We start from the raw sequence: 18760 nt of genomic DNA, 5'->3' as shown, positions 1-18760 counted from the left end.
CTCACTTGCTTGTCTGGTGTCCTGACCCCTATTTCAACGGTTCCAGCAACCGGTCGAGCGGGGCTTGTCCGCTGCCGGCGCGCTCCAGATGCGGATAGCGCAGGCCGCCCGTCCAATTGGGGGTGACGGTGCGGTAGCGATCCCCATCCTGGATCAGCAGTTCCAGCGGCGTTCCGTTCTCGCCCGACGCGGCCGTGATTGCCTGTTTCAGCGCGTCGTCCTCATAGGCGCTGCCGTTGACGGCAACGATCCGCGATCCTGAAACGACGCCTTCCGCGAACAGCGGCCCGTCCCAGACGACAGCCGTCAACTCGCCGTTCTCGTCCACCGTGCCGCCCAGAGAATAGCTGAGGTCGAGATTGCTGCGCCGGACCATGTTGGCCTTTGCAAAGACATTGGGTTCGTCCTTCCAGACGAGTTCATAACCCCCCATGGTGATGCCGCGTGACGGGTTCGTGGTCAGGCCGTTCACGCGGCTGTCGAGAAACTCCTGCCAATCATAGGGGTGAACCGCGTTGAGCGCGCTTACGACATCCTCGAACGTATAGGTGACCGTGCCCCAGTCGCCGTCCCGCATACCGAAGAAGGCGCGCGCGAAGTCCGCGAGCGATTTTCGGCCCCCCGTTTCCGTGCGGATCAGCATGTCCGCCTCCAGCCAGATCAGCGCCCCCTCGCTGTAATAATCCTCGCTGCGCTGCCAGGTGCGAAAGGCCTGCGGCCGCCGCGCGTTGATGATGGGATCGTTGGTGGTATCGACCAGCGGTCGCCAGGCCCGGCCGGGCAGGCTGTCATAATAGGCCGCCGTCTCGGCCAGATCGCCCAGCACGATGTCCTTCGGCAGCAGACCGGAGCGGACGCCCAGAACATTGTCCCAGAAGCTGGTCTGCCCCTCATAGACCCAAAGCAGCGAATCCTGCATCGGCGTCCGGTAATCGGGCGTCCACAGATCCGCGCCGCGGCGGAACTTGCCGTTCCAGCTGTGATTCAGCTCGTGCGGCAGTAGCCCCCGGTTCGGACGGGACTTTTCCCAATCGGTGAAAAGATAGCGGGGGAAGGCGTTTTCGCTCGACCGATGATGTTCCAGGCCGATGCCGCCCATTTCGTCGGTGAGGGCGACCAGGAATTCGTAGCGGTCGTAGTGCCGCGCGCCGTAAAGTTTCACGGCCTGCTCGGCCAGCTTCCGATGTGCCTCAATCTGTTCATCGGTCGCGGCAAGATCGCCTTCCTCGTCCGCGAAGACGTTGAGGTCGATATTCTGTCCCAGATCCCATTCCCGGTAATGCGCGCCGGCAAACATGGGGCTATCCACCAGCGTTTCGAAATCCGTGACGCCGTAGGTGATCGTGCTGCCGCGTTTCTGCTCGCCGTCCAGCGCCGCGACGCCGGTCCAGCCCTCCGGCAGCGTCACCGAGGGCTGAATCCGGATCTGGCGCACATAATGGCCGGCGGGATACAGGGCGACCGCTTCCCATTGCAGGTTCAGCATTGCTGGCGTCACCACGATCCGCCCCTGATCCGGCTCGGTCGGCGTCAGATGATCGAAGCGCGCCGTGATCTCCTCGACGCCTGCCGGTACGTCCACCTGAAAGGAATAGACGTCCAGCGGGTCGCGTTTCCACGGTAGGGTCTCGCCATTTGCGGAAAAACGGATGCCTGCCACATGATTGATCGCGCCGCGCGCGGCATGTTTGCCGGGCAGCCATTCCGGCAGGCGCAGGACCAGCGGTCCGGGTCCCGCCACGGGAATCACTTCCTCGACCTTGAAGATGCGGCGCGCCGTATCCGTGGCGTCCACCTTCAGCCGGATCGTGCCGGGATAGGGAACGTCCCGGGCGGGCATGCGCTCGTGCACATAGGCGGGTTCGGTGGGCAGGCTGAGACCGGGAACCTCCGTCTGCACCTGCGCAGTGGCCGGCGCCAGGGCGGGCAGGATGGCGCTCAGCGCCGCCAGCGCCGTACCGGCGGCGAAACGGACAATATTCAATGGCAAGGACAATCCCCCTCGTAACGAAACCGAAGCCGGCCTTATGGCCAGCCGCGACGCGTTTGACGAGGGGGGAGGCGCGTCAGCCCTTTTTCGTGTTCTCGGCGCGCTCGATCGATTCCATGATGATCCGCTGCGCGTTCTGACGGTCTTCCCACTTGCCGACGCGCACCCACTTTTCGGACTCCAGGTCCTTGTAGTGCGTAAAGAAATGCTCGATCTGCTGCATCACGATGTGCGGCAGATCGCTACGCTCGCCGACGCGGTTGTAATAGGGGAAGGTGGTGTCGACGGGGACGACCAGAACCTTTTCGTCGCCGCCCATCTCGTCCTCCAGCATCAGCACGGCGATCGGACGGCAGCGCACGACCGAGCCGGGGATGAACGGCGAGCGGGCGACCACCATCGCATCCAGCGGATCGCCGTCCGGCGACAGCGTATGCGGAATGAAGCCGTAATTCGTCGGATAGCGCATCGGCGTATGCAGGATGCGGTCGACGAACAGCGCGCCGGAGTCCTTGTCGAACTCGTACTTCACCGGCTCGCCGCCGACGGGCACCTCGATGATGACGTTGACGTCGTCGGGCGGATTGGTCCCGGTCGGGATTTTGCTGATGTCCATGGGGGCGCTCATAAACGCCGGGTCTTGTCGTGAAAAGAGAGGTGTTGCACCGCAGCAGAATTTCTGCATGCTATGTGACAACATCACATATGATCTCAACGACAGTTCCCGAAAAAGGTTCCCCAAACATGCGCAAGATTGTCCTGCCGCTGCTCGCTTCGGTTTCAGCGATCGCTCTGCCGTCTGCCCCGGTATCGGCCCAGCAGGCAGCCTCGGACGCGGCCGACGATTTTCACAACACCCCGCGCACCATCACCATCACGGCCGAGGGGGTTGGGGAGCTCGACATTCTTGCCGGCACCTCGGTTGTGGAGGGGGACGAGTTGCAGCGGAACATGGCGGGGCAGGTCGGCGATATCCTTGCGGACCTTCCCGGCGTCAGCGCGACCAGCTTTTCGCCCGGCGCATCCCGGCCCGTCCTTCGCGGCTTTTCGGGCGAGCGGGTGAAGATCCTGACCGACGGGCTGGGCAATCTCGACGCGTCCAACACATCCTCCGACCACGCGGTCAGCCTCGATCCGCTGACGACGGAGCGGATCGAGGTGCTGCGCGGACCGGCCGTCCTTCTTTACGGCAGCCAGGCTATTGGCGGCGCGGTCAATCTGATCGACAAGCGCATTCCGCGGTCGATCCCGGACGAGCCAGTCCATGTGGACGCCATTGCGGGTGTCGGGACGGTCGACGACCGGCGAGAGATCGGCGGGTCCGTCGATCTGCGCGCCTCCGACATGGTGGCGGTGCACTTTGACGCGTCCTACCGCACGACGGACGATCTCGAAATCCCCGGTTACGTCGCCTCTCCGCAGCTCCGCGCCGATATTCTCGCCGATGCGGCGGAGGAAGCAGAGGAGGGCCACACCGAGGAAGCCGAGGAGTTGCAGGAGGCGGCGAACCAGCGCGGCGTGCTGCCGGACAGCGCAACGGAAACCTACAGCTATGGCGGCGGCGTCCTGATCGGCGACGATGTCGATTTCCTCGGCTTCTCCGTCAGCCGCTACGACACGGATTACGGCGTGCCGCTGCGTCCCGGCGGCGGTCATCATCACCACGGCGAAGAGGAAGAGGGCGAGGATCACGACCATGAGGGCGAAGAGGGACATGAGCACGGCGAGGAGGGCGTCTCGATCGGCCTGAAGCAGACCCGCGCCGACGTGCGTGGCGGTCTGGGCTTCGGCGGCATCATCGACCGTGTGGACTTTCGCCTCGGCTATTCCGATTACACCCATACCGAATTCGAGGGCGAGGAGGTCGGCACCGTTTTCGACGTCGAGGGGTATGAGGGCCGCCTCGTCTTCACCCAGCAGGATACCGAGGCGTGGCGCGGCAGTTTCGGCGGACAGGCCTATTACCGTGATTTCGCAGCGGTCGGCGAGGAGGCGTTCGTCGCGCCCAACGAGACAGCGCAATATTCGCTGTTTACGCTGCAGGAATTCGGCTCCGGTCCTCTGACGTTCGAGGCGGGTGGCCGCTACGAACATACCGAGGCTTCGGCCGATACGCTTCAGGTCGATCGCAACTTCGATGCTTTCTCCGGTGCGCTCAGCGCCGTCTATCGTCCCGTCGACGGGCTACGGCTCGGCGTAACGGGTTCGCGCGTCGAGCGCGCGCCGGCGGGCGAGGAGCTGTTCTCCGATGGTCCGCACATTGCAACGCAGCAATATGAAATCGGCGACGTCGATCTCGACACGGAAAAGGCTTGGGGGGCGGAAATCTTCGCGCGGGGCGACGTGGGCGACATTTCCTTCAATCTCGCCGCCTATGCGCAGTGGTTCGACGACTACATCTATCTCGCCGCCACGGGCGAAGAGCAGGACGAGCTTCCCGTCTACGCCTTTCTGCAGGACGATGCGCGCTATTACGGGTTCGAGGCGCAGGCCCTCGTTCCGCTCTATCAGCAGGGCGACACGCGGATCGGCGCGGACCTGCGCGCCGATTATGTGCGCGCTCGGCTCGACGACGATTCGAACCTGCCGCTGATCCCGCCGCTCAGCCTCTACGCTGCGCTGGAGGGGGAGACCGGACCGGTCGGCGGCCGGGTCGAGCTTGCCTACACGGCAGAGCAGGACAAGATCGCCACGTACGAAACGCCGACCGACGATTTCATGTTCGTCAACGCGTCCCTGTCGTGGGAGCCCTTCGACGACAACAATGTGACGCTGCTTGCGCAGGTTCGGAACATCTTCGACGAGGAGGGCCGCCGCCACGCAAGCGCCACCAAGGATTTTGTCCCGCTCGCGGGGCGCGATTTCAGGCTCAGCGCGCGTCTCAGTTTCTAAGGAGGTCCCCCCGAGGGCCGACGAAAATCGGCTCTCACCCCCGACGTCCCTCTCGCCTTTTCCTCCCTCCCTTGAGGTGAGAGGGACGTTTCTACCCGGCGGCGAACATGGCATAGGACAGGTATGTCCGTTCCGCCCATACGCGTTGTCGATTTGGAAACCACCGGCTCCCGCCCCCCTGCGCACGGCGTCTGCGAAATCGGCTGGCAGGATCTCGAGCTCGATGCCGAGGGCGTCTGGCGCATCGCGAAGGGTCGCGGCGCCTTTCTGATCGACCCCGGCCGCGATATCCCCGCGATTACGCAGGCCGTCCATCATATCGTCGATGCGGATGTCGCCGGCGCGCCGCGCTGGCAGGACACCGCGCCAGACGTTCTACGGCGCCCCGGCGGCTTCACCGCGCTCGTCGCGCACCGAGCCGCGTTCGAGCAGCAGTTCTGCACGCCCGAACTGACGCAGGGCGCGGCATGGATCTGCACCTGGAAGTGCGCGCTCCGCCTTTGGCCGGACAGTCCGGGCTTTTCCAATCAGGTGCTGCGCTATTGGCGGCAGCCCGTCGGTCTCGACCGCGAACTCGGCCTGCCGGTGCACCGTGCCTTTCCCGACGCCTATGTCACCGCGCATCATGTGCGCGACATGCTGGCGGAGGCGAGCGTGGAGCAGCTTATCGAATGGTCGGCGCTGCCCGGCCTGCTGCCCCGCGTGCGGCAGGGCGAGGATCGCGGCACGGCGTTCGAGGAGTTGCCGACAGCGCGGCTGGAGGAACTGTCCCGCGACCGCGACGGAGACGTCCGCTACACCGCGCGCCTGCATCTGGAACGGCGAGGCGCGGGGGCTCTGCCGGCGCCGGCCGTTTCGCGGCAGACTGAACTTTTCTAGCGCCCGGCGAGCGCTATAAGCGCTGAATGAGCGCCCCCGATGCCATTTCCGAGTCCGCAACGGACGGCGAGGTCAAGGACCCCGCGCGGCAGGATGCGCTCGAGGACGGCCAGCTGAAGCAGAGCTTCGTTCAGGAGGTCGAGGAGGCGCTGGAGCGCGGCGACGATGAGGAGGTGCAGGCCCTCGCCGCGCCGCTTCACAATGCCGACATCGCTGACCTGATCGAGCAGTTCGCGCCGCAGGACCGCGCCGCGCTTGCCGCCGCGCTCGGCGATCAGCTCGACCCGGAAGTGCTGGCGGAAATGGACGACGAGGTCCGCGAGGACCTGATCGACATGCTGCCGCCAGAACAGGTCGCGGAGGTTCTGGGGGGGCTGGAGACCGACGATGCCGTCGCCATCGTCGAGGATCTGGACGAGGCGGACAAGCAGGCCGTGCTCCGCGCCCTCGAACCCGACGAGCGCGCGGCGATCGAGGAAGCGCTCGGCTATCCCGAGGAGTCCGCCGGCCGCCTGATGCAGCGCGACCTGATCGCCGTGCCGCAGGATTGGGACGTCGGGCGAGTGATCGATTATCTGCGCGGCGCGGAGCCTGACGCGCTGACAGACGATTTCTGGGAAATCTACGTCGTCGACGCGCGCCACCATCCCATCGGTACGCTGCGCCTGTCGCACCTTCTGCGCTCGCCGCGCACCACGCCGGTCGCGCAGATCATGGAGGGGGAGCAGACCCTGGTCCCGGTCGGCATGGACCAGGAGGAAGTGGCGTTGCGCTTCCAGAAATACGGGCTCATTTCCGCCGCCGTCGTCGACGCGAGCGAACGCCTGGTGGGCATGATCACCGTCGACGACATCCTGCACATCATTCAGCAGGAGGCCGACGAGGATATTCGCCGCCTGTCCGGCGCCGAAGAGGGCGGCATCCACGAGCGCACGCGCGATATCGTGCGGCAGCGCCTGCGCTGGCTGGTCATCAATCTGGGCACCGCCGTCATCGCCTCGGTCGTGATCGGATTGTTCGCCGGTACGATCGAACAAATGGTCGCGCTTGCGATCCTGATGCCCATCGTCGCCTCGCTGGGCGGCAATGCCGCGACCCAGACGATGACCGTCACGGTGCGCGCTCTGGCGACGGACGAACTGACATCCTCGAACACGCGCCGCACGATCATCAAGGAAATCCGCGTGGCGATCATCAACGGCCTCGCCATCGCCTGTCTGATCGGACTCGGCGCGGCGCTTTACTTTTCGATGCCGCTCCTGGGCGTGGTCATCGCTGCGGCAATGCTGGGCAACATCTTCGTCGCGGGTCTTGCAGGGGTGCTGATTCCCATCGCGCTCGACCGGGCGGACGTCGATCCCGCCATTTCCTCCTCCGTGTTCGTGACCATGACGACGGACGTCATGGGCTTTTTCATGTTCCTGGGCCTTGCCAGCATCGTTCTCTTGTAGCGCTTCCTTTGTGAGCCCCCCCTTGTGACGGTTCCTGCCGCGCCTATCTGATTGCGCGTGCTTCACATGACGAAAACGGCGGTGCAGTGCGCGCATCTCAGCGTGCTGGAGGATCGCAATCGCGGCCGCTTGCATGAATATGGAGGGCGCGCGGCCAATCCCATCTTCACCCGCTATCGGCCGAAGCGTGCGGACGAACTCGTCGGGGGTTCGCTTTTCTGGATCATCGCGCACCAGCTGACGGTGCGGCAGGAAATCCTCGGATTCGAGGAGCGCCAGACCGCCAAAGGCACCGAATGCTGTATCTGGCTGGATGCCGAAATGGTGCCCGTCAAACCGCGCCGGAAGCGCGCGCATCAGGGATGGCGCTATCTCGAGGACAGGAACAAGCCCGCCGACATGCTCGGCGGCCCGGTCGACCTCGGCAACATGCCGCAGTCGCTGGTCAGGGAGCTTGCCGGCCTCGGCCTGCTTTAAGGCGCAGCCACGATCTTGGGCGCCTTTTCTTCAACCTAGCTGCACTTCAGGTCGCCGGAGCCCATCACGCTGCTGCGGCACTTGGCGCCGCCGGTGATCGTGACATCGCCAGACCCCATGATGCTGGCCTTCGCCGTGTCGGTGGCGCGGATCTGGACGTTGCCCGACCCGGCGACGCTGACGGAAACGGTGCGACACGTCAGGTTCTGGCCCAGCACGTCGCCGCTGCCGGCGATCGAGACCGACCCGCTGCTGCATGAGCCGCCGGCAGTCAGATCGCCCGATCCCGCGATGTTCAGCTTCGCCCGCTCCGCCTCGATCGCGCCGACCTTCAGATTGCCCGATCCGGCAAGCGACAGGCCGACGCTGTCGCCCTCCATCCGGTCGACGACCAGATCGCCCGACCCGGCCAGGTCCGCGCCGTTCAGCTGCGGAACCGTGACCAGCACGCGCACGGGCCCCTCATTGTCCCACAGGCTGATGCCGCGCGTCTTTTCGCGTTCGACGATCAGTTTATCGCCGTCGTTGCGGACGACCAGATGCGCCAGGTCGTCCTCGTCGCCCTCTGCCCGAACGCTTGCGGTCTGTCCGCTGCGAACGACGACGTCGTACGCGCCGCGAACGCCGATCTTTTCGAAGGCGCCGACGTCATAGCTGCGCGTGGCGGCATCTGCCGGCACGGCAACAGTGGCGGCAACGGCTGCGGTCAGGGCGGTGGCGACGGGCAGACCGCCGAAGATGGTTTTCATGAAAGGCAACTCCCAAGGCTGTATTGCCGTACCAATACACCGGGTCGCGGTGCCGGTAAAGAGGGAGTCGACCGCGTCTAGTAAAGAAACATCGGCATGCCGGCGATATCGCGCAGGCGCGCGCGGTATGTGGCCGGATCGTACAGCCGTTCGACGTCGACCTGGCGCGAGCCTTCCTTGACGATGTCGATGGAATTGTGACCGTAATTGCCGTCGACCAGCCCCACCAGCCGGCCATATTCGCCGCGCTCGATCAGCTGCACGGCCATGGCACCGAAGGCGAGGCCGATCATGCGGTCCAGCGCATCCGGCTCTCCCGCCCGCATCAGATAGGCAAGCTGCTGGACGATGGTTCGGTGCGCGGTGCGCTCCTCGATGGCGCGCGCGATGGTGAAGCCGATGCCCACATCCTCCCGCGCGGTGCCGGCAAGGCTCATGTCGCGCTCCTCCGCGCCCGCCAGATGCGCGCCTTCCGACACGACCATGATGGCATAGCGGCCGTCATGGTCGCTCTTGTCGCGCTCCAGCAGCGGCATCAGCGTGTCGAGGTCCACCGGCACCTCTGCAATGACGGTGCGGTCGACCTGCGCCAGGAATCCGGCAAGAAGCGCCGTCTCGCCGGAGCGCCTGCCGAACAGTTCGACGACGGCGATGCGCTCGTGGCTTTCGGTCGTGGTGCGCAGCGCGTTGATGGCCTCGACCGAGCGGGAGACGGCGGTGGAGAAACCGATGCACGTGTCGGTGCCGCGCACGTCATTGTCCATCGTCTTCGGAATGCCGATGGCGGGGAATCCCAGGCTGGCCAGATGGGCGGTGAAGCGCAGCGTGCCGTCGCCGCCCAGCGTCACCATGGCATCGACGCCCAGCGCCTGCATCACCTCCAGCACATGCTGCGTCCGGTCGCCGTCCGCGTTGCGCGGATCGACGCGGCTGGTGTGGAGTACGGTGCCGCCCATACGGTCGAGCCCGCGCACGCCGCCGCGTGTCAGCTGGATCGTGTTTTCCGCGATACTTGCGTGATCGGCCGGATCGATGGCGAGGACGCCGGCCCAGCCCCGACGGAACCCGGTGACCGTCCAGCCTCGGTCGTCCGCGTTCAGCACGACGGAGCGGATGCAGGGATTGAGGCCGGGCACGTCGCCGCCGCCGGTAAGGATACCTATATGCATGTCTCGACTGCTTAAACGGCCCGCCTCCCGCCGCAAGGGGGTGGGCGTCAGACCTTGTTAAGAGGCGCGGCCCTAGGAGAGTTTCCCATGCTGAAGTCCCTTCTGAACGGTGCCATCGGTGCCGCGCTCCTCAGCGCCTGCGCCGCCGCGCCGACCGCTGCCGCTCCGCCGACTCCCGCCGAAGCGCCGCAGGATGCGAACCCAGCGCTGTTCCTGGTGGAGGACGAGGACACGAAGATCTACCTGTTCGGCACGATCCACATTCTGGGCGAGGACAAGAGCTGGTTCCACGATCAGGTCGAGGCCGCGTTCCAGGCCAGCGACGAACTGATCGTCGAGGCGGTTTCCCCCGGCGATGCCGAGTTGCAGAAGATCGTCATGGCAAAGGCCATCGATACGGACGGCCCGCCGCTCAGCGAGACGCTGTCCCCGGAGTATCATGCGCGTCTGACCGCAGAGCTTCAGGAATTGGGTGTTCCCGCATCCGGCTTCGAAGTCATGGATCCGTGGTTCGCCGGCATGAACCTCTCCGCGCTTACCTTCGCGAAGCTCGGCATGACGGCTGAGGGCGGGGTCGAGGCACGGCTGCAGCAGGCGGCGGCGGATGCCGGTAAGCCGATCAGCGGCTTCGAGACTATGGAATATCAGCTTGGCCTGTTCGACAGCCTGCCGGAGGCGGAGCAGATCGCCTTTCTGGAACAGGCGCTCGACGAGATGGATCAGGCGGAGACGGTTGCAGCGGGCATGGTCGATGCCTGGCGACGGGGCGATCTCGATGCGCTCGACAAGGTTGTGAATGACGACATGGACGATCCGGTGCTACGGGAACGGATTCTGGTCGGTCGTAACCGTGACTGGGCGGAAAAGATCGAGGCGCGCATGGCGAGGCCCGGAACGGTCTTCGTGGCTGTCGGCGCCGGTCATCTTGCGGGCAAGGACAATGTTCAGTCTGCGCTCGCCGCGCGCGGCCTCTCCGTCCGCCGCATGGAGTAAAGATCTCCTTTTGGTCTCGGGCCGCTCCGACGGCGCCCCAGCCCCTGCGTCCGCCGGGACGGCGAATTCCGCCTCATTTTGCCAAACCGTCGCCCCTGCGAAGGCAGGGGCCCACCTGTGCCCGTTTCCGCCGACACCCATCGGGGGGGGCAATGCGGACCGCGTGAGGCCAAGACCCACGGTTCATCCGGTCCGCCGCCGGACCGCGGGTCTGCGTGATGGGCCCCTGCCTCCGCAGGGGCGACGAAAATCTGCGTGATCTCCGCTTTATACTCCCGTTAGCCTTGCGCAGGCAGGGGTCTACCTGTGCCGGTGTTCGCCGACACCCATCGGGAGGCAACGCGGACCGCGTGGGACCAAGGCCGCACCGTTCACCCGCTCCCCCGCCGGAACGCTGGTCCGCGCGATGGGCCCCTGCCTCCGCAGGGGCGACGAGAACCTGCCTGATCTTCGCTTTATGATACCGTCACCCCTGCGAAGGCCGGGGTCCAGCACCCGGGGAAATCGGACCTCGGAGGGTTGGCCGAAGACGGCGAGCCGTTTCAGGCCAGCACGGCCCGGTTGATCTTGTCGCCGGCGCTGACGGTGATCCTGCGGCCGACGGCATTCGCCTGCATCAGTGCCCCGAGACCCTCCGTCATATTGGCGAGGAAGCGGTCGCCGCCGCCGTTTTCGCCAAGCCCGCCGATGATGATCGCGAACCTGGCGCCGCCGCGGTCGTGCACCACCGTATAGGCCTCGATGACCCCCGCGCCCAGCGGTGCTTCGGCTAGGGCAGGGGAGGGCATGGCGTCGATCTCTGCCTGATAGCTGGCCGGCTCGGCCCGCTCGCCATAGCCCGGCCGACCGCTGTAGACGCCGAAACTGTGTTTCGTCAGATAGCCGCCATTGGCGAAGACGAAGCCCCAGCGGTCCGGCGCGGCGCGGCACTTCGCGAAGATTTCGGCGATGCCGTGCATCGAATAGGCGTTGCCCGCACCGCCGAAATAGGGGAGCCCTCCGGTTTGGGTCAGCCGCGCCGGATCGTCGGTCGACAGCCCGATTTCCTGCGCGGCCAGTTCCACCGCGACGGGGAAACAGGAGTAGAGGTCGACGATATTCAGGTCGTTCGCGCCGATGCCGGCCTGCGCCAACGCATGCGCGGCGCCGATGCGGATGGCGGGACAGCGGGCATAGTCCGGGCGGTCCACGGGCAGCAGCTTTTCGTGCGTGTCGGCGCTGCCGTGCAGATAGACCCGCCCGGCATCCGGGATGCCGAGTTCGTCCGCCTTCGCCGACGACATCATCAGGACGGCGCCCGCCTGATCGACGAACAGGTTCGACACAAGATATTTGGTGTACGGCCAGGCGATCCAGCGATTGTCCGCGGAGGGCGTCACCAGTTCCGCCGCCGTCCGCGCCTCACGCACCTGCGCATAGGGGTTCTCTGCCGCCACTTCGCTGAAGGGGGCCATCAGCGCGCCAATGCGCTGCACGTGGGTGTCCGGATCCCAGCCCCGCGCCGCGCCGAACGCCGTTTCGAAAAGCGGGTAGACGTTCACCGGCAGGGCGAGGCCATGCTTCGCCTCATGCCCGGAGAGCATGCGGACATCGTCGACCGGCTGTTCGGGCGGTGCGGGCGCGGCCTCTCCCCAGTCAAGGGTCAACCCCGCCTTCGCGGCCCTTGCCTGTGTGCGCAGCGCCTCTCCGCCGACCAGCAGGCACATCTCTGCCTCACCGCGCCAGATGCGCTCGGCCAGCATGTTGATCAGCATTTGCGGCGTGTTGCCGCCGACGGGGCCGTAGATCAGATGTGCCGGATCTGCCGAAAGCCGCTGCGCCACCGACCATGGCAAGTTTTCATAGGTGCCGAAGGGGGAGGCGAAGGCGCCCGCGCCGCTGTCCGCGAACAGGCGAATGGCGGCCAGCGTGTCGATCTGCCGCGCCAGCGCCGCTGCCGCCACCAACGGCTCCGCGGAGGAGCGCGCGGCGTCCGCAAGCGCATCGGCGGCGACGCGCGCCAGCATATCGGCGGGAGAGAGGGCCCTCGCCGGGTCCTCCTCCCGCCCGACAAATTGCGCCGCACCGACCAGGCAGGGCGTATTCGCCTGCACCGTTGCCGACACGTGCGCGCCTTACCGCGACGCGCCGGCGCTGTTGTCCGCGTGCTTCTTGTATTCCATGCGGGCGATGGTGCGATTGTGCACCTCGTCCGGGCCGTCGGCCAGACGCATGGTGCGCATGCCCGAATACATCTTCGCCAGCGGGAAATCCTGGCTGACGCCGGCGCCGCCATGCGCCTGAATGGCGTCGTCGATGATCTGCAGCGCCATGTTCGGCCCGGCCACCTTGATCATGGCGATCTCGCCGCGCGCTTCCTTGTTGCCGACCGTGTCCATCATGTACGCGGCCTTCAGGCACAGAAGGCGGTTCATCTCGATCTCCGTGCGGGCGCGCGCGACACGCTGTTCCCAGACGCTGTGATCGGCGATGCGCTTGCCGAACGCCTCACGCGTCAACAGGCGCTTCACCATGGTTTCCAGCGCGCGCTCGGCGCCGCCGATGGTGCGCATGCAGTGATGGATGCGGCCCGGACCCAGGCGGCCCTGCGCGATTTCGAAACCACGACCGGCGCCCAGGATCATGTTCTCCTTCGGCACCTTCACGTTCTTCAGCTCCACCTCCGCATGACCGTGCGGCGCGTCGTCATAGCCGAACACGGTCAGCATGCGCTCGATGGTGACGCCCTCGGAATCGAGCGGCACCAGGATCTGGCTCTGCTGCAAGTGGCGCGGCGCCTCAGGATCGGTCTTGCCCATGACGATGGCGACCTTGCAGCGCGGATCGCCGACGCCCGACGACCACCATTTGCGGCCGTTGATCAGATAGTGATCGCCCTTGTCCTCGATGCGCGTCTCGATATTGGTCGCGTCGGAGGAGGCGACGGCCGGTTCGGTCATCAGAAAGGCGGAGCGGATCTCGCCGTTCGCCAGCGGCACCAGCCATTTTTCCTGCTGTTCCTTGGTGCCGTAGCGCGCCAGCACCTCCATATTGCCGGTGTCGGGGGCGGAGCAGTTGAACACTTCCGACGACCAGCCGACGCGGCCGAGCTGTTCCGCCAGCGGCGCATATTCCAGATTGGTGAGCGGGGTGCCCTCGAACTCGAACGGATGCACGGGCTGGCCGCCATGGCTGGGCGGCACGAACATGTTCCAGAGGCCGGCCTCGCGCGCCTTCGGCTTCAGTTCCTCGACGACGGGAATGACCTTCCAGCGCTCTCCCTCGGCATGCTCCCGCGCGAACCGCTCCTCATTGGGGTAGATATGTTCGTCGAAGAAAGCCTTCAGGCGCGCCAGCATGTCCTTCGTCTTGTCCGAATACTCGAAATTCATGATCACTCCCTGCGTTTCTTTCCTCGAGTCCGCGCCGGTTGTAGCGCCGCCATGCGGCCTGTCACCCTGCCTAACTCGTCAAGAAAGCCGCATCTGCCGCGCGGCGCTTGGCGAATGCAGGGCGCGCGCCTAATTATACGGTCATGAACCGGGTACGTTTTGGCCTGACCGGATTGGCGCTGGTCTTTCTGATGGTGTTGACGGCAGCGGCACTGTTCGCGCCGTCGCCGCGCGTCGATACGCTTGGCGAGGACGGCAAGGACCGTGCCGAGGGCGCGGACCCTCTCGCCACGCTGGGTGTGGCGCCGGGCAGCAACGAGCCCGAACGCCCGCCGCGCGCGAAGGCGGATCCGCCGGTGGTGCCCGCGCCGCAGCCCATTCCGGTTCCCATGCCCGATTTCCAGGCGGAGGATCCGCTCGACGCCATTCCGGTTCCCCCGGAACAGGAAAAGAAGCCGAAGGGCAAGCTCACCGAAATCTGACCGTACGCGCACGCCGCGGGCGGGTGCGTAGAGTCTCTGGGCGTGCTGCCCCGCGCAGGAACACGCCTTGCCGCCGCGGCTGGGCTTGTGTTTCTCTCGGTCCCGCGCCGTTTCGTGCCCAGGCGGTCCCGCGCTCGTCCAATTAAAGTTAATTGGCCCCGCCCTAAGTCGCTAACAGAGTTATCCACAGGCTGGGAAAGCTGCTAATCGAACAAGCGCGAGAGTCGGGACGATATTTCAGCATTTTAGAATCAAAGGCTTGCGAGATTCCTGGCGTCTGATCCCATGAATATCCATTGCTTTCCCATGAAATCCCAGTAAGGAGTTGTGCACACGGAAAGCGGGTCCCCGGCAATGCATCTCGAGCGTGCTGAAAAGGGGGCAGGGACCATCGGCCGGCGATCGGTTTCCGCTTTTCGAGCAAAGGGGTTGGGATCGGTCTCGTGGACGCGGCGGTCTTTCAGGGAAACTGGCTGAATACAGTCGACGCGAAGGGGCGGATGTCCATCCCGGCCGCCTTTCGCGACGTGATTCAGCAGCGTGCCGGTGACCGCCGGGTCGTCCTCGCCCCACACCGCGGCGACTGGGATTGCCTGGAGGCGCGCACGACCGACCATGTTGCCGACATCAATCGCGCCACTGCCGATCGCTACGCCGCCGACGAGGTTTCGCCGGAGGAGGACATGGCCCGCCTGCGTGCTTTCTCCCTGTCGCAGCAGGTCCAGTTCGAGGATACCGGCCGCGTCGTCATTCCCGAGGATCTGCGCGATTTCGCCGACCTCGACGGAGAGGTGCTGCTGATCGGCCTGGGCAATTCCTTTCAGATCTGGAACCCTGATCTGTTCCTGGAGCAGACGGAGGACGAGCGCGTGAAGCGTTTCATCCGCCGCAAGCTTGAAAAGGCGCGCGCCAAATGAGCGGCGCCGTGAGCCACGCCGCCCCGCATGTGCCCGTGCTGCTCGATGAGGTGATGGATGCCATCGCCCCTGTCGATGGCGCCGTGGTCGTCGACGGCACGTACGGCGCGGGCGGCTATGCGCGCGCTGCGCTTTCGGCTGGCGCAGCGCGGCTGATCGCGTTCGACCGCGATCCCGACGCCGCTGCCTCCGCGCGCCAGTCGGCCGATGCGCGCCTCCAGGTGGAGGAGGATTGCTTTTCGCGCATGGACGCGGTGTTGGCGGCGCGCGGCGTTGAGGCGGTCGACGTCGTCATGCTCGACATCGGCGTCTCCTCCATGCAGCTCGACCGGGCGGAGCGCGGCTTTTCCTTTCGTGAGGACGGACCGCTCGACATGCGCATGTCGCAGGCCGGGCGCAGTGCTGCCGATCTGGTCAACGAAGCCGACGAGGCGGAGCTGGCGGACATCATCTATCTCTACGGAGAGGAGCGCCGCGCCCGGCAGGTCGCCCGGGCCCTCGTCAACGCGCGGCCGCTGACCCGCACGCACGAAACCGCCGAGATCGTCCGCCGGGCCGCCGGTCAGCGGCCCGGGCAGCGGACCGACGGCGCGACGAAGACCTTTCAGGCGCTGCGCATCGCCGTTAACGATGAGCTCGGCGAACTCGACGCCGGGCTGCGTGCCGCAGAGCGCGTGCTTCGCCCGGGCGGGCGGCTCGCCGTCGTCACATTTCATTCGCTGGAGGACCGCGCCGTAAAGCGCTTCCTGCGAGAGCGCAGCGGCAATTTGCCGTCGGGCTCCCGCCATCTGCCGGCTGCCGGCGAGGCGGGGCCGGCCCCGACATTCAACCGGCCGGCCAAGGCCGTAACGGCCGGCGAGGCGGAACTGGCGCGCAACCCGCGCGCGCGGTCCGCGACACTCAGGGCTGCGGTGCGGACCGCGGCCCCCGCATGGCCGAGTACCGGGCCAGTTAGTAAGAAGGAGACCGCGCTATGACAAATCTCGGATCCATTGGCCTCGGCGCTGTTACGCTGGCCGCCGCGCTTGGTTTCTACATGTCCAGTTACATGGTGTCTGCGGAGCGAGAGGGGATCGAGGACCTGACGCTGCAGATCGCCGCCGACAATGCGGCCATCGACCGCCTGAACGCAGAACTTGGCGTGCGGGCCAGCCTGTCGCGTCTCGAGGACATCAATGACAAGGTGTGGGCGCTGCAGCCGCCGCGCCCGGCGCAGATCGTGCAGGGCGGCACGCAGCTTGCCGCGCTGCTGCCGCCGCTGAAGGCGGAGGAACAGCCGCAGCTTCTCTACGCCTCCGCAGAGGCCGGAGACATGCCGCAGGTTGCCGAGCCGTCCGGCCGCGTGCAGCTTGCCGCGCTCGGGGTCGAGTCCGTCGACCGCACGGAGCGGGAGCGTCCGCGTGTGCAGCAGGCGAACTATGTGACGTCCGAGCGGGCGGCGCCGCGTTTCCTCAAGGCGTCCGCCAGCGTTGAGGCCGCGCCGCGCCCGGCGCCCTCCGCGCAGATTGCGCAGGCCGAACCGAGGGCGAAGCCGACCGCGCCGAAGCCCGCCATTGCCGCGCCCGCCAAAACGGCGCCGGCCCCGGCAAAAGACCTGTTCTCCGATGATTTCCTGGCCGAAGTCGAAACCGCTGCGACGCTCGAGCGCGCCGGCTTCCAGAAAGTCGCGCTGCGGTGAGCCCCGCGGCGCTACGCACGCAGCAGATCAAGCTCGCCGGTCGGCGGCAGATTTCGCTTCAGCGGGCGCGGCGCCGTTTGACGCTGGCGATGGCCGTCTTCGGCGCGCTGACGCTCCTTACCGGTGCGCGCCTGACGGAACTGGCCATCGATTTCGGCGGCGATGCCCAGCGTGGCGGCAATCCCTGGCAGGTGCGCGGCGAGCGGGCGGCCATTGTCGACCGGAACGGGGCCGACCTCGCCCGCAGTTTTCAGGCGTTCTACCTGGCCGTGCAACCGCACAAGATCGTTGGAAACCCCCAAGAGGTCGCGCGGGAAATCGCCGCGGTTCTTGGCGAACGCGATCCGGCCGATATCGAGGCGGAGCTGACGAGCAACGGTGCATGGCGTTATCTGCAGCGCCGCGTCCAGCCGGAGGATGCGGTCAAGCTGAAGGCGATCGGGGAACCGGGCCTCGTCATCGGGCGCGAATGGGAGCGCATCTATCCCAACCGCACCATGGCCGCGCACGTCCTCGGCTATTCCAATATTGACGGCATCGGGCAGGCCGGGCTCGAGCGGGAGATGAACAAGCGCCTGTCCGATCCGAAGCGCATCGACCAGCCGCTGGCGCTGGCGCTCGATACGCGCGTTCAGCACACGCTCGTGCGGGTCCTCGCGAAACAGATCGAGAAGCATTCGGCAATCGGCGGCGCCGGCGTCGTTCTCGATGCGCGCACGGGCGAGGTGCTGGCCATGACCTCTCTGCCCGTATTCGACCCCAATGCACCTGGGCAGGGCACGGCGGACGCACGTTTCAACCGCGCCACCTACGGCGTCTATGAACTCGGATCGACCTTCAAGACGTTGACCATGGCGATGGCGATGGAATCGGACGTCGTTACCTCTCTCTCGCAAGCCTATGATGCACGCCATCCGCTGAAGGTCGGGCGGTTCCGCATCAATGACGACCATCCGCAAGCGCGCTGGCTGACCGTGCCGGAAATCTTCATGCACTCCTCCAACATCGGCACGGCGCAGATCGCGGAGGGAATCGGTGCGGCGCGGCAGCAGAAATATCTTCGCGCTCTCGGCCTGCTCGATCCGCTCGACATCGAGGTGGCGGAGCGGGGCGCGCCCTTGAAGCCGGACAATTGGGGCAAGATCTCAACGATGACGATCAGCTACGGTCACGGCCTCGCTGTTTCGCCGCTGCACATTGCCGCCGCCTATGCCGCCGTCGTCAATGGCGGTATTTATCGCCAGCCGACACTGCTGAAGCTGGGGCCGGACGACACTCCGCCGGGCCGCCGCGTCTTCTCGCAGGAAACGTCCGACACGATGCGCCGCATGCTGCGCCTTGTCGTGACCAAGGGGACGGGCAGCAAGGCGAACGCGGACGGCTACCGCGTGGGCGGCAAGACCGGTACGGCGGAAAAGCCCAAGAACGGCGGCTATGCGCGCAAGTCTCTCGTCACCAACTTTGCCGGTGTGTTCCCGATGGACGATCCGCGCTATGTGGTCATCGCCATGCTCGACGAGCCGAAGGGCACGAAGGACACCTATGGTTTCGCGGGCGCGGGCTGGACGGCGGCCCCGGTCGTCGGAGAGGTCATCACACGGATCGCACCCATTCTGGGCGTCGATCCCTCGACCACGGAAGATGTCGACTTAACGCCGCTACTCGCGCAAGTGCAGGGCGAGAAGGCCGGTGGGTAAAGCAGAGGTTTGAGG

General features: G+C 66.0%; 16 protein-coding genes. 10 read left to right on the top strand and 6 right to left on the bottom strand.

What is annotated here, in order from left to right; genetic code table 11:
• Positions 1-28: 28 nt before the first annotated feature.
• Both C725_RS11880 and ppa read right to left on the bottom strand, forming a co-directional pair.
• Entirely contained in the window at positions 29-1984 is a 1956-nt protein-coding gene (locus C725_RS11880) for a M61 family metallopeptidase (RefSeq protein ID WP_008603295.1), read from the bottom strand.
• Positions 1985-2066: 82 nt separating this feature from the next.
• Positions 2067-2606, bottom strand: a complete 540-nt coding sequence (ppa, locus tag C725_RS11875) for an inorganic diphosphatase (protein WP_008603293.1) — start codon at positions 2604-2606, stop codon at positions 2067-2069.
• Between the two features lie 128 nt (positions 2607-2734).
• On the opposite strand from ppa, the gene C725_RS11870 reads away from it, so the two are divergent.
• The 4 genes from C725_RS11870 (at position 2735) to C725_RS11855 (ending at position 7689) form a co-directional block, all read left to right on the top strand.
• Positions 2735-4882 carry a TonB-dependent receptor gene (locus C725_RS11870; protein ID WP_008603291.1) on the top strand — a complete coding sequence of 716 codons (2148 nt, stop codon included), beginning with the start codon at positions 2735-2737 and terminating at the stop codon, positions 4880-4882.
• Between the two features lie 123 nt (positions 4883-5005).
• On the top strand, positions 5006-5761 hold the full coding sequence (locus tag C725_RS11865; RefSeq protein WP_008603289.1) for a 3'-5' exonuclease: 756 nt from the start codon (positions 5006-5008) through the stop codon (positions 5759-5761).
• Between the two features lie 26 nt (positions 5762-5787).
• Positions 5788-7212, top strand: a complete 1425-nt coding sequence (gene mgtE, locus C725_RS11860) for a magnesium transporter (protein ID WP_008603287.1) — start codon at positions 5788-5790, stop codon at positions 7210-7212.
• A gap of 66 nt (positions 7213-7278) precedes the next feature.
• Complete coding sequence (locus tag C725_RS11855) at positions 7279-7689, top strand: DUF1489 family protein (RefSeq protein ID WP_207791018.1); 411 nt, start codon at positions 7279-7281, stop codon at positions 7687-7689.
• 35 nt (positions 7690-7724) lie between these two features.
• Here C725_RS11855 and C725_RS11850 read toward each other — a convergent pair whose 3' ends face one another.
• Positions 7725-8438, bottom strand: coding sequence for a head GIN domain-containing protein (locus tag C725_RS11850; RefSeq protein WP_008603282.1), 714 nt, complete (start codon positions 8436-8438; stop codon positions 7725-7727).
• A 77-nt stretch (positions 8439-8515) separates the two neighbouring features.
• The gene (locus tag C725_RS11845) at positions 8516-9607 is read right to left on the bottom strand and encodes a 6-phosphofructokinase (RefSeq protein WP_008603281.1); all 1092 of its coding nucleotides are present in this window, start codon (positions 9605-9607) and stop codon (positions 8516-8518) included.
• Positions 9608-9694: 87 nt separating this feature from the next.
• Between C725_RS11845 and C725_RS11840 the strand changes: the two genes are divergently transcribed.
• The gene (locus C725_RS11840) at positions 9695-10600 is read left to right on the top strand and encodes a TraB/GumN family protein (RefSeq protein ID WP_008603279.1); all 906 of its coding nucleotides are present in this window, start codon (positions 9695-9697) and stop codon (positions 10598-10600) included.
• A 542-nt stretch (positions 10601-11142) separates the two neighbouring features.
• Here the strand turns inward: C725_RS11840 and C725_RS11835 are convergent.
• Together C725_RS11835 and C725_RS11830 are read right to left on the bottom strand one after the other, a co-directional pair.
• A complete protein-coding gene (locus C725_RS11835; RefSeq protein ID WP_008603277.1) occupies positions 11143-12705 on the bottom strand; it encodes an acetyl-CoA acetyltransferase in 1563 nt (520 codons plus the stop codon).
• Positions 12706-12714: 9 nt separating this feature from the next.
• Positions 12715-13971 carry an acyl-CoA dehydrogenase family protein gene (locus C725_RS11830; RefSeq protein ID WP_038283152.1) on the bottom strand — a complete coding sequence of 419 codons (1257 nt, stop codon included), beginning with the start codon at positions 13969-13971 and terminating at the stop codon, positions 12715-12717.
• A gap of 143 nt (positions 13972-14114) precedes the next feature.
• Between C725_RS11830 and C725_RS16530 the strand changes: the two genes are divergently transcribed.
• The 5 genes from C725_RS16530 to C725_RS11805 all read left to right on the top strand — a co-directional run bounded on the left by C725_RS16530 (position 14115) and on the right by C725_RS11805 (position 18745).
• On the top strand, positions 14115-14453 hold the full coding sequence (locus tag C725_RS16530; protein WP_008603273.1) for a hypothetical protein: 339 nt from the start codon (positions 14115-14117) through the stop codon (positions 14451-14453).
• 443 nt (positions 14454-14896) lie between these two features.
• On the top strand, positions 14897-15370 hold the full coding sequence (locus tag C725_RS11820) for a division/cell wall cluster transcriptional repressor MraZ (protein ID WP_008603272.1): 474 nt from the start codon (positions 14897-14899) through the stop codon (positions 15368-15370).
• The gene (gene rsmH / locus C725_RS11815; protein WP_008603271.1) at positions 15367-16347 is read left to right on the top strand and encodes a 16S rRNA (cytosine(1402)-N(4))-methyltransferase RsmH; all 981 of its coding nucleotides are present in this window, start codon (positions 15367-15369) and stop codon (positions 16345-16347) included. Before C725_RS11820 ends, rsmH begins: the two co-directional genes overlap by 4 nt.
• Positions 16344-17048: a hypothetical protein gene (locus tag C725_RS11810; protein ID WP_008603270.1), complete on the top strand. Its 705-nt coding sequence runs from the start codon at positions 16344-16346 to the stop codon at positions 17046-17048. The genes rsmH and C725_RS11810 overlap by 4 nt, the downstream gene beginning before the upstream one ends.
• Positions 17045-18745 (top strand): peptidoglycan D,D-transpeptidase FtsI family protein, encoded by a 1701-nt coding sequence (locus tag C725_RS11805; RefSeq protein WP_008603269.1) that lies wholly within the window; start codon positions 17045-17047, stop codon positions 18743-18745. Before C725_RS11810 ends, C725_RS11805 begins: the two co-directional genes overlap by 4 nt.
• Positions 18746-18760: the final 15 nt, after the last annotated feature.

Origin of the sequence: Pacificimonas flava (assembly GCF_000342165.1) — a bacterium.
Taxonomy (GTDB): Bacteria; Pseudomonadota; Alphaproteobacteria; order Sphingomonadales; family Sphingomonadaceae; genus Pacificimonas; species Pacificimonas flava.
Note: the sequence above shows the minus strand (reverse complement) of the source record. Positions and strands in the feature narration are given on the sequence as shown.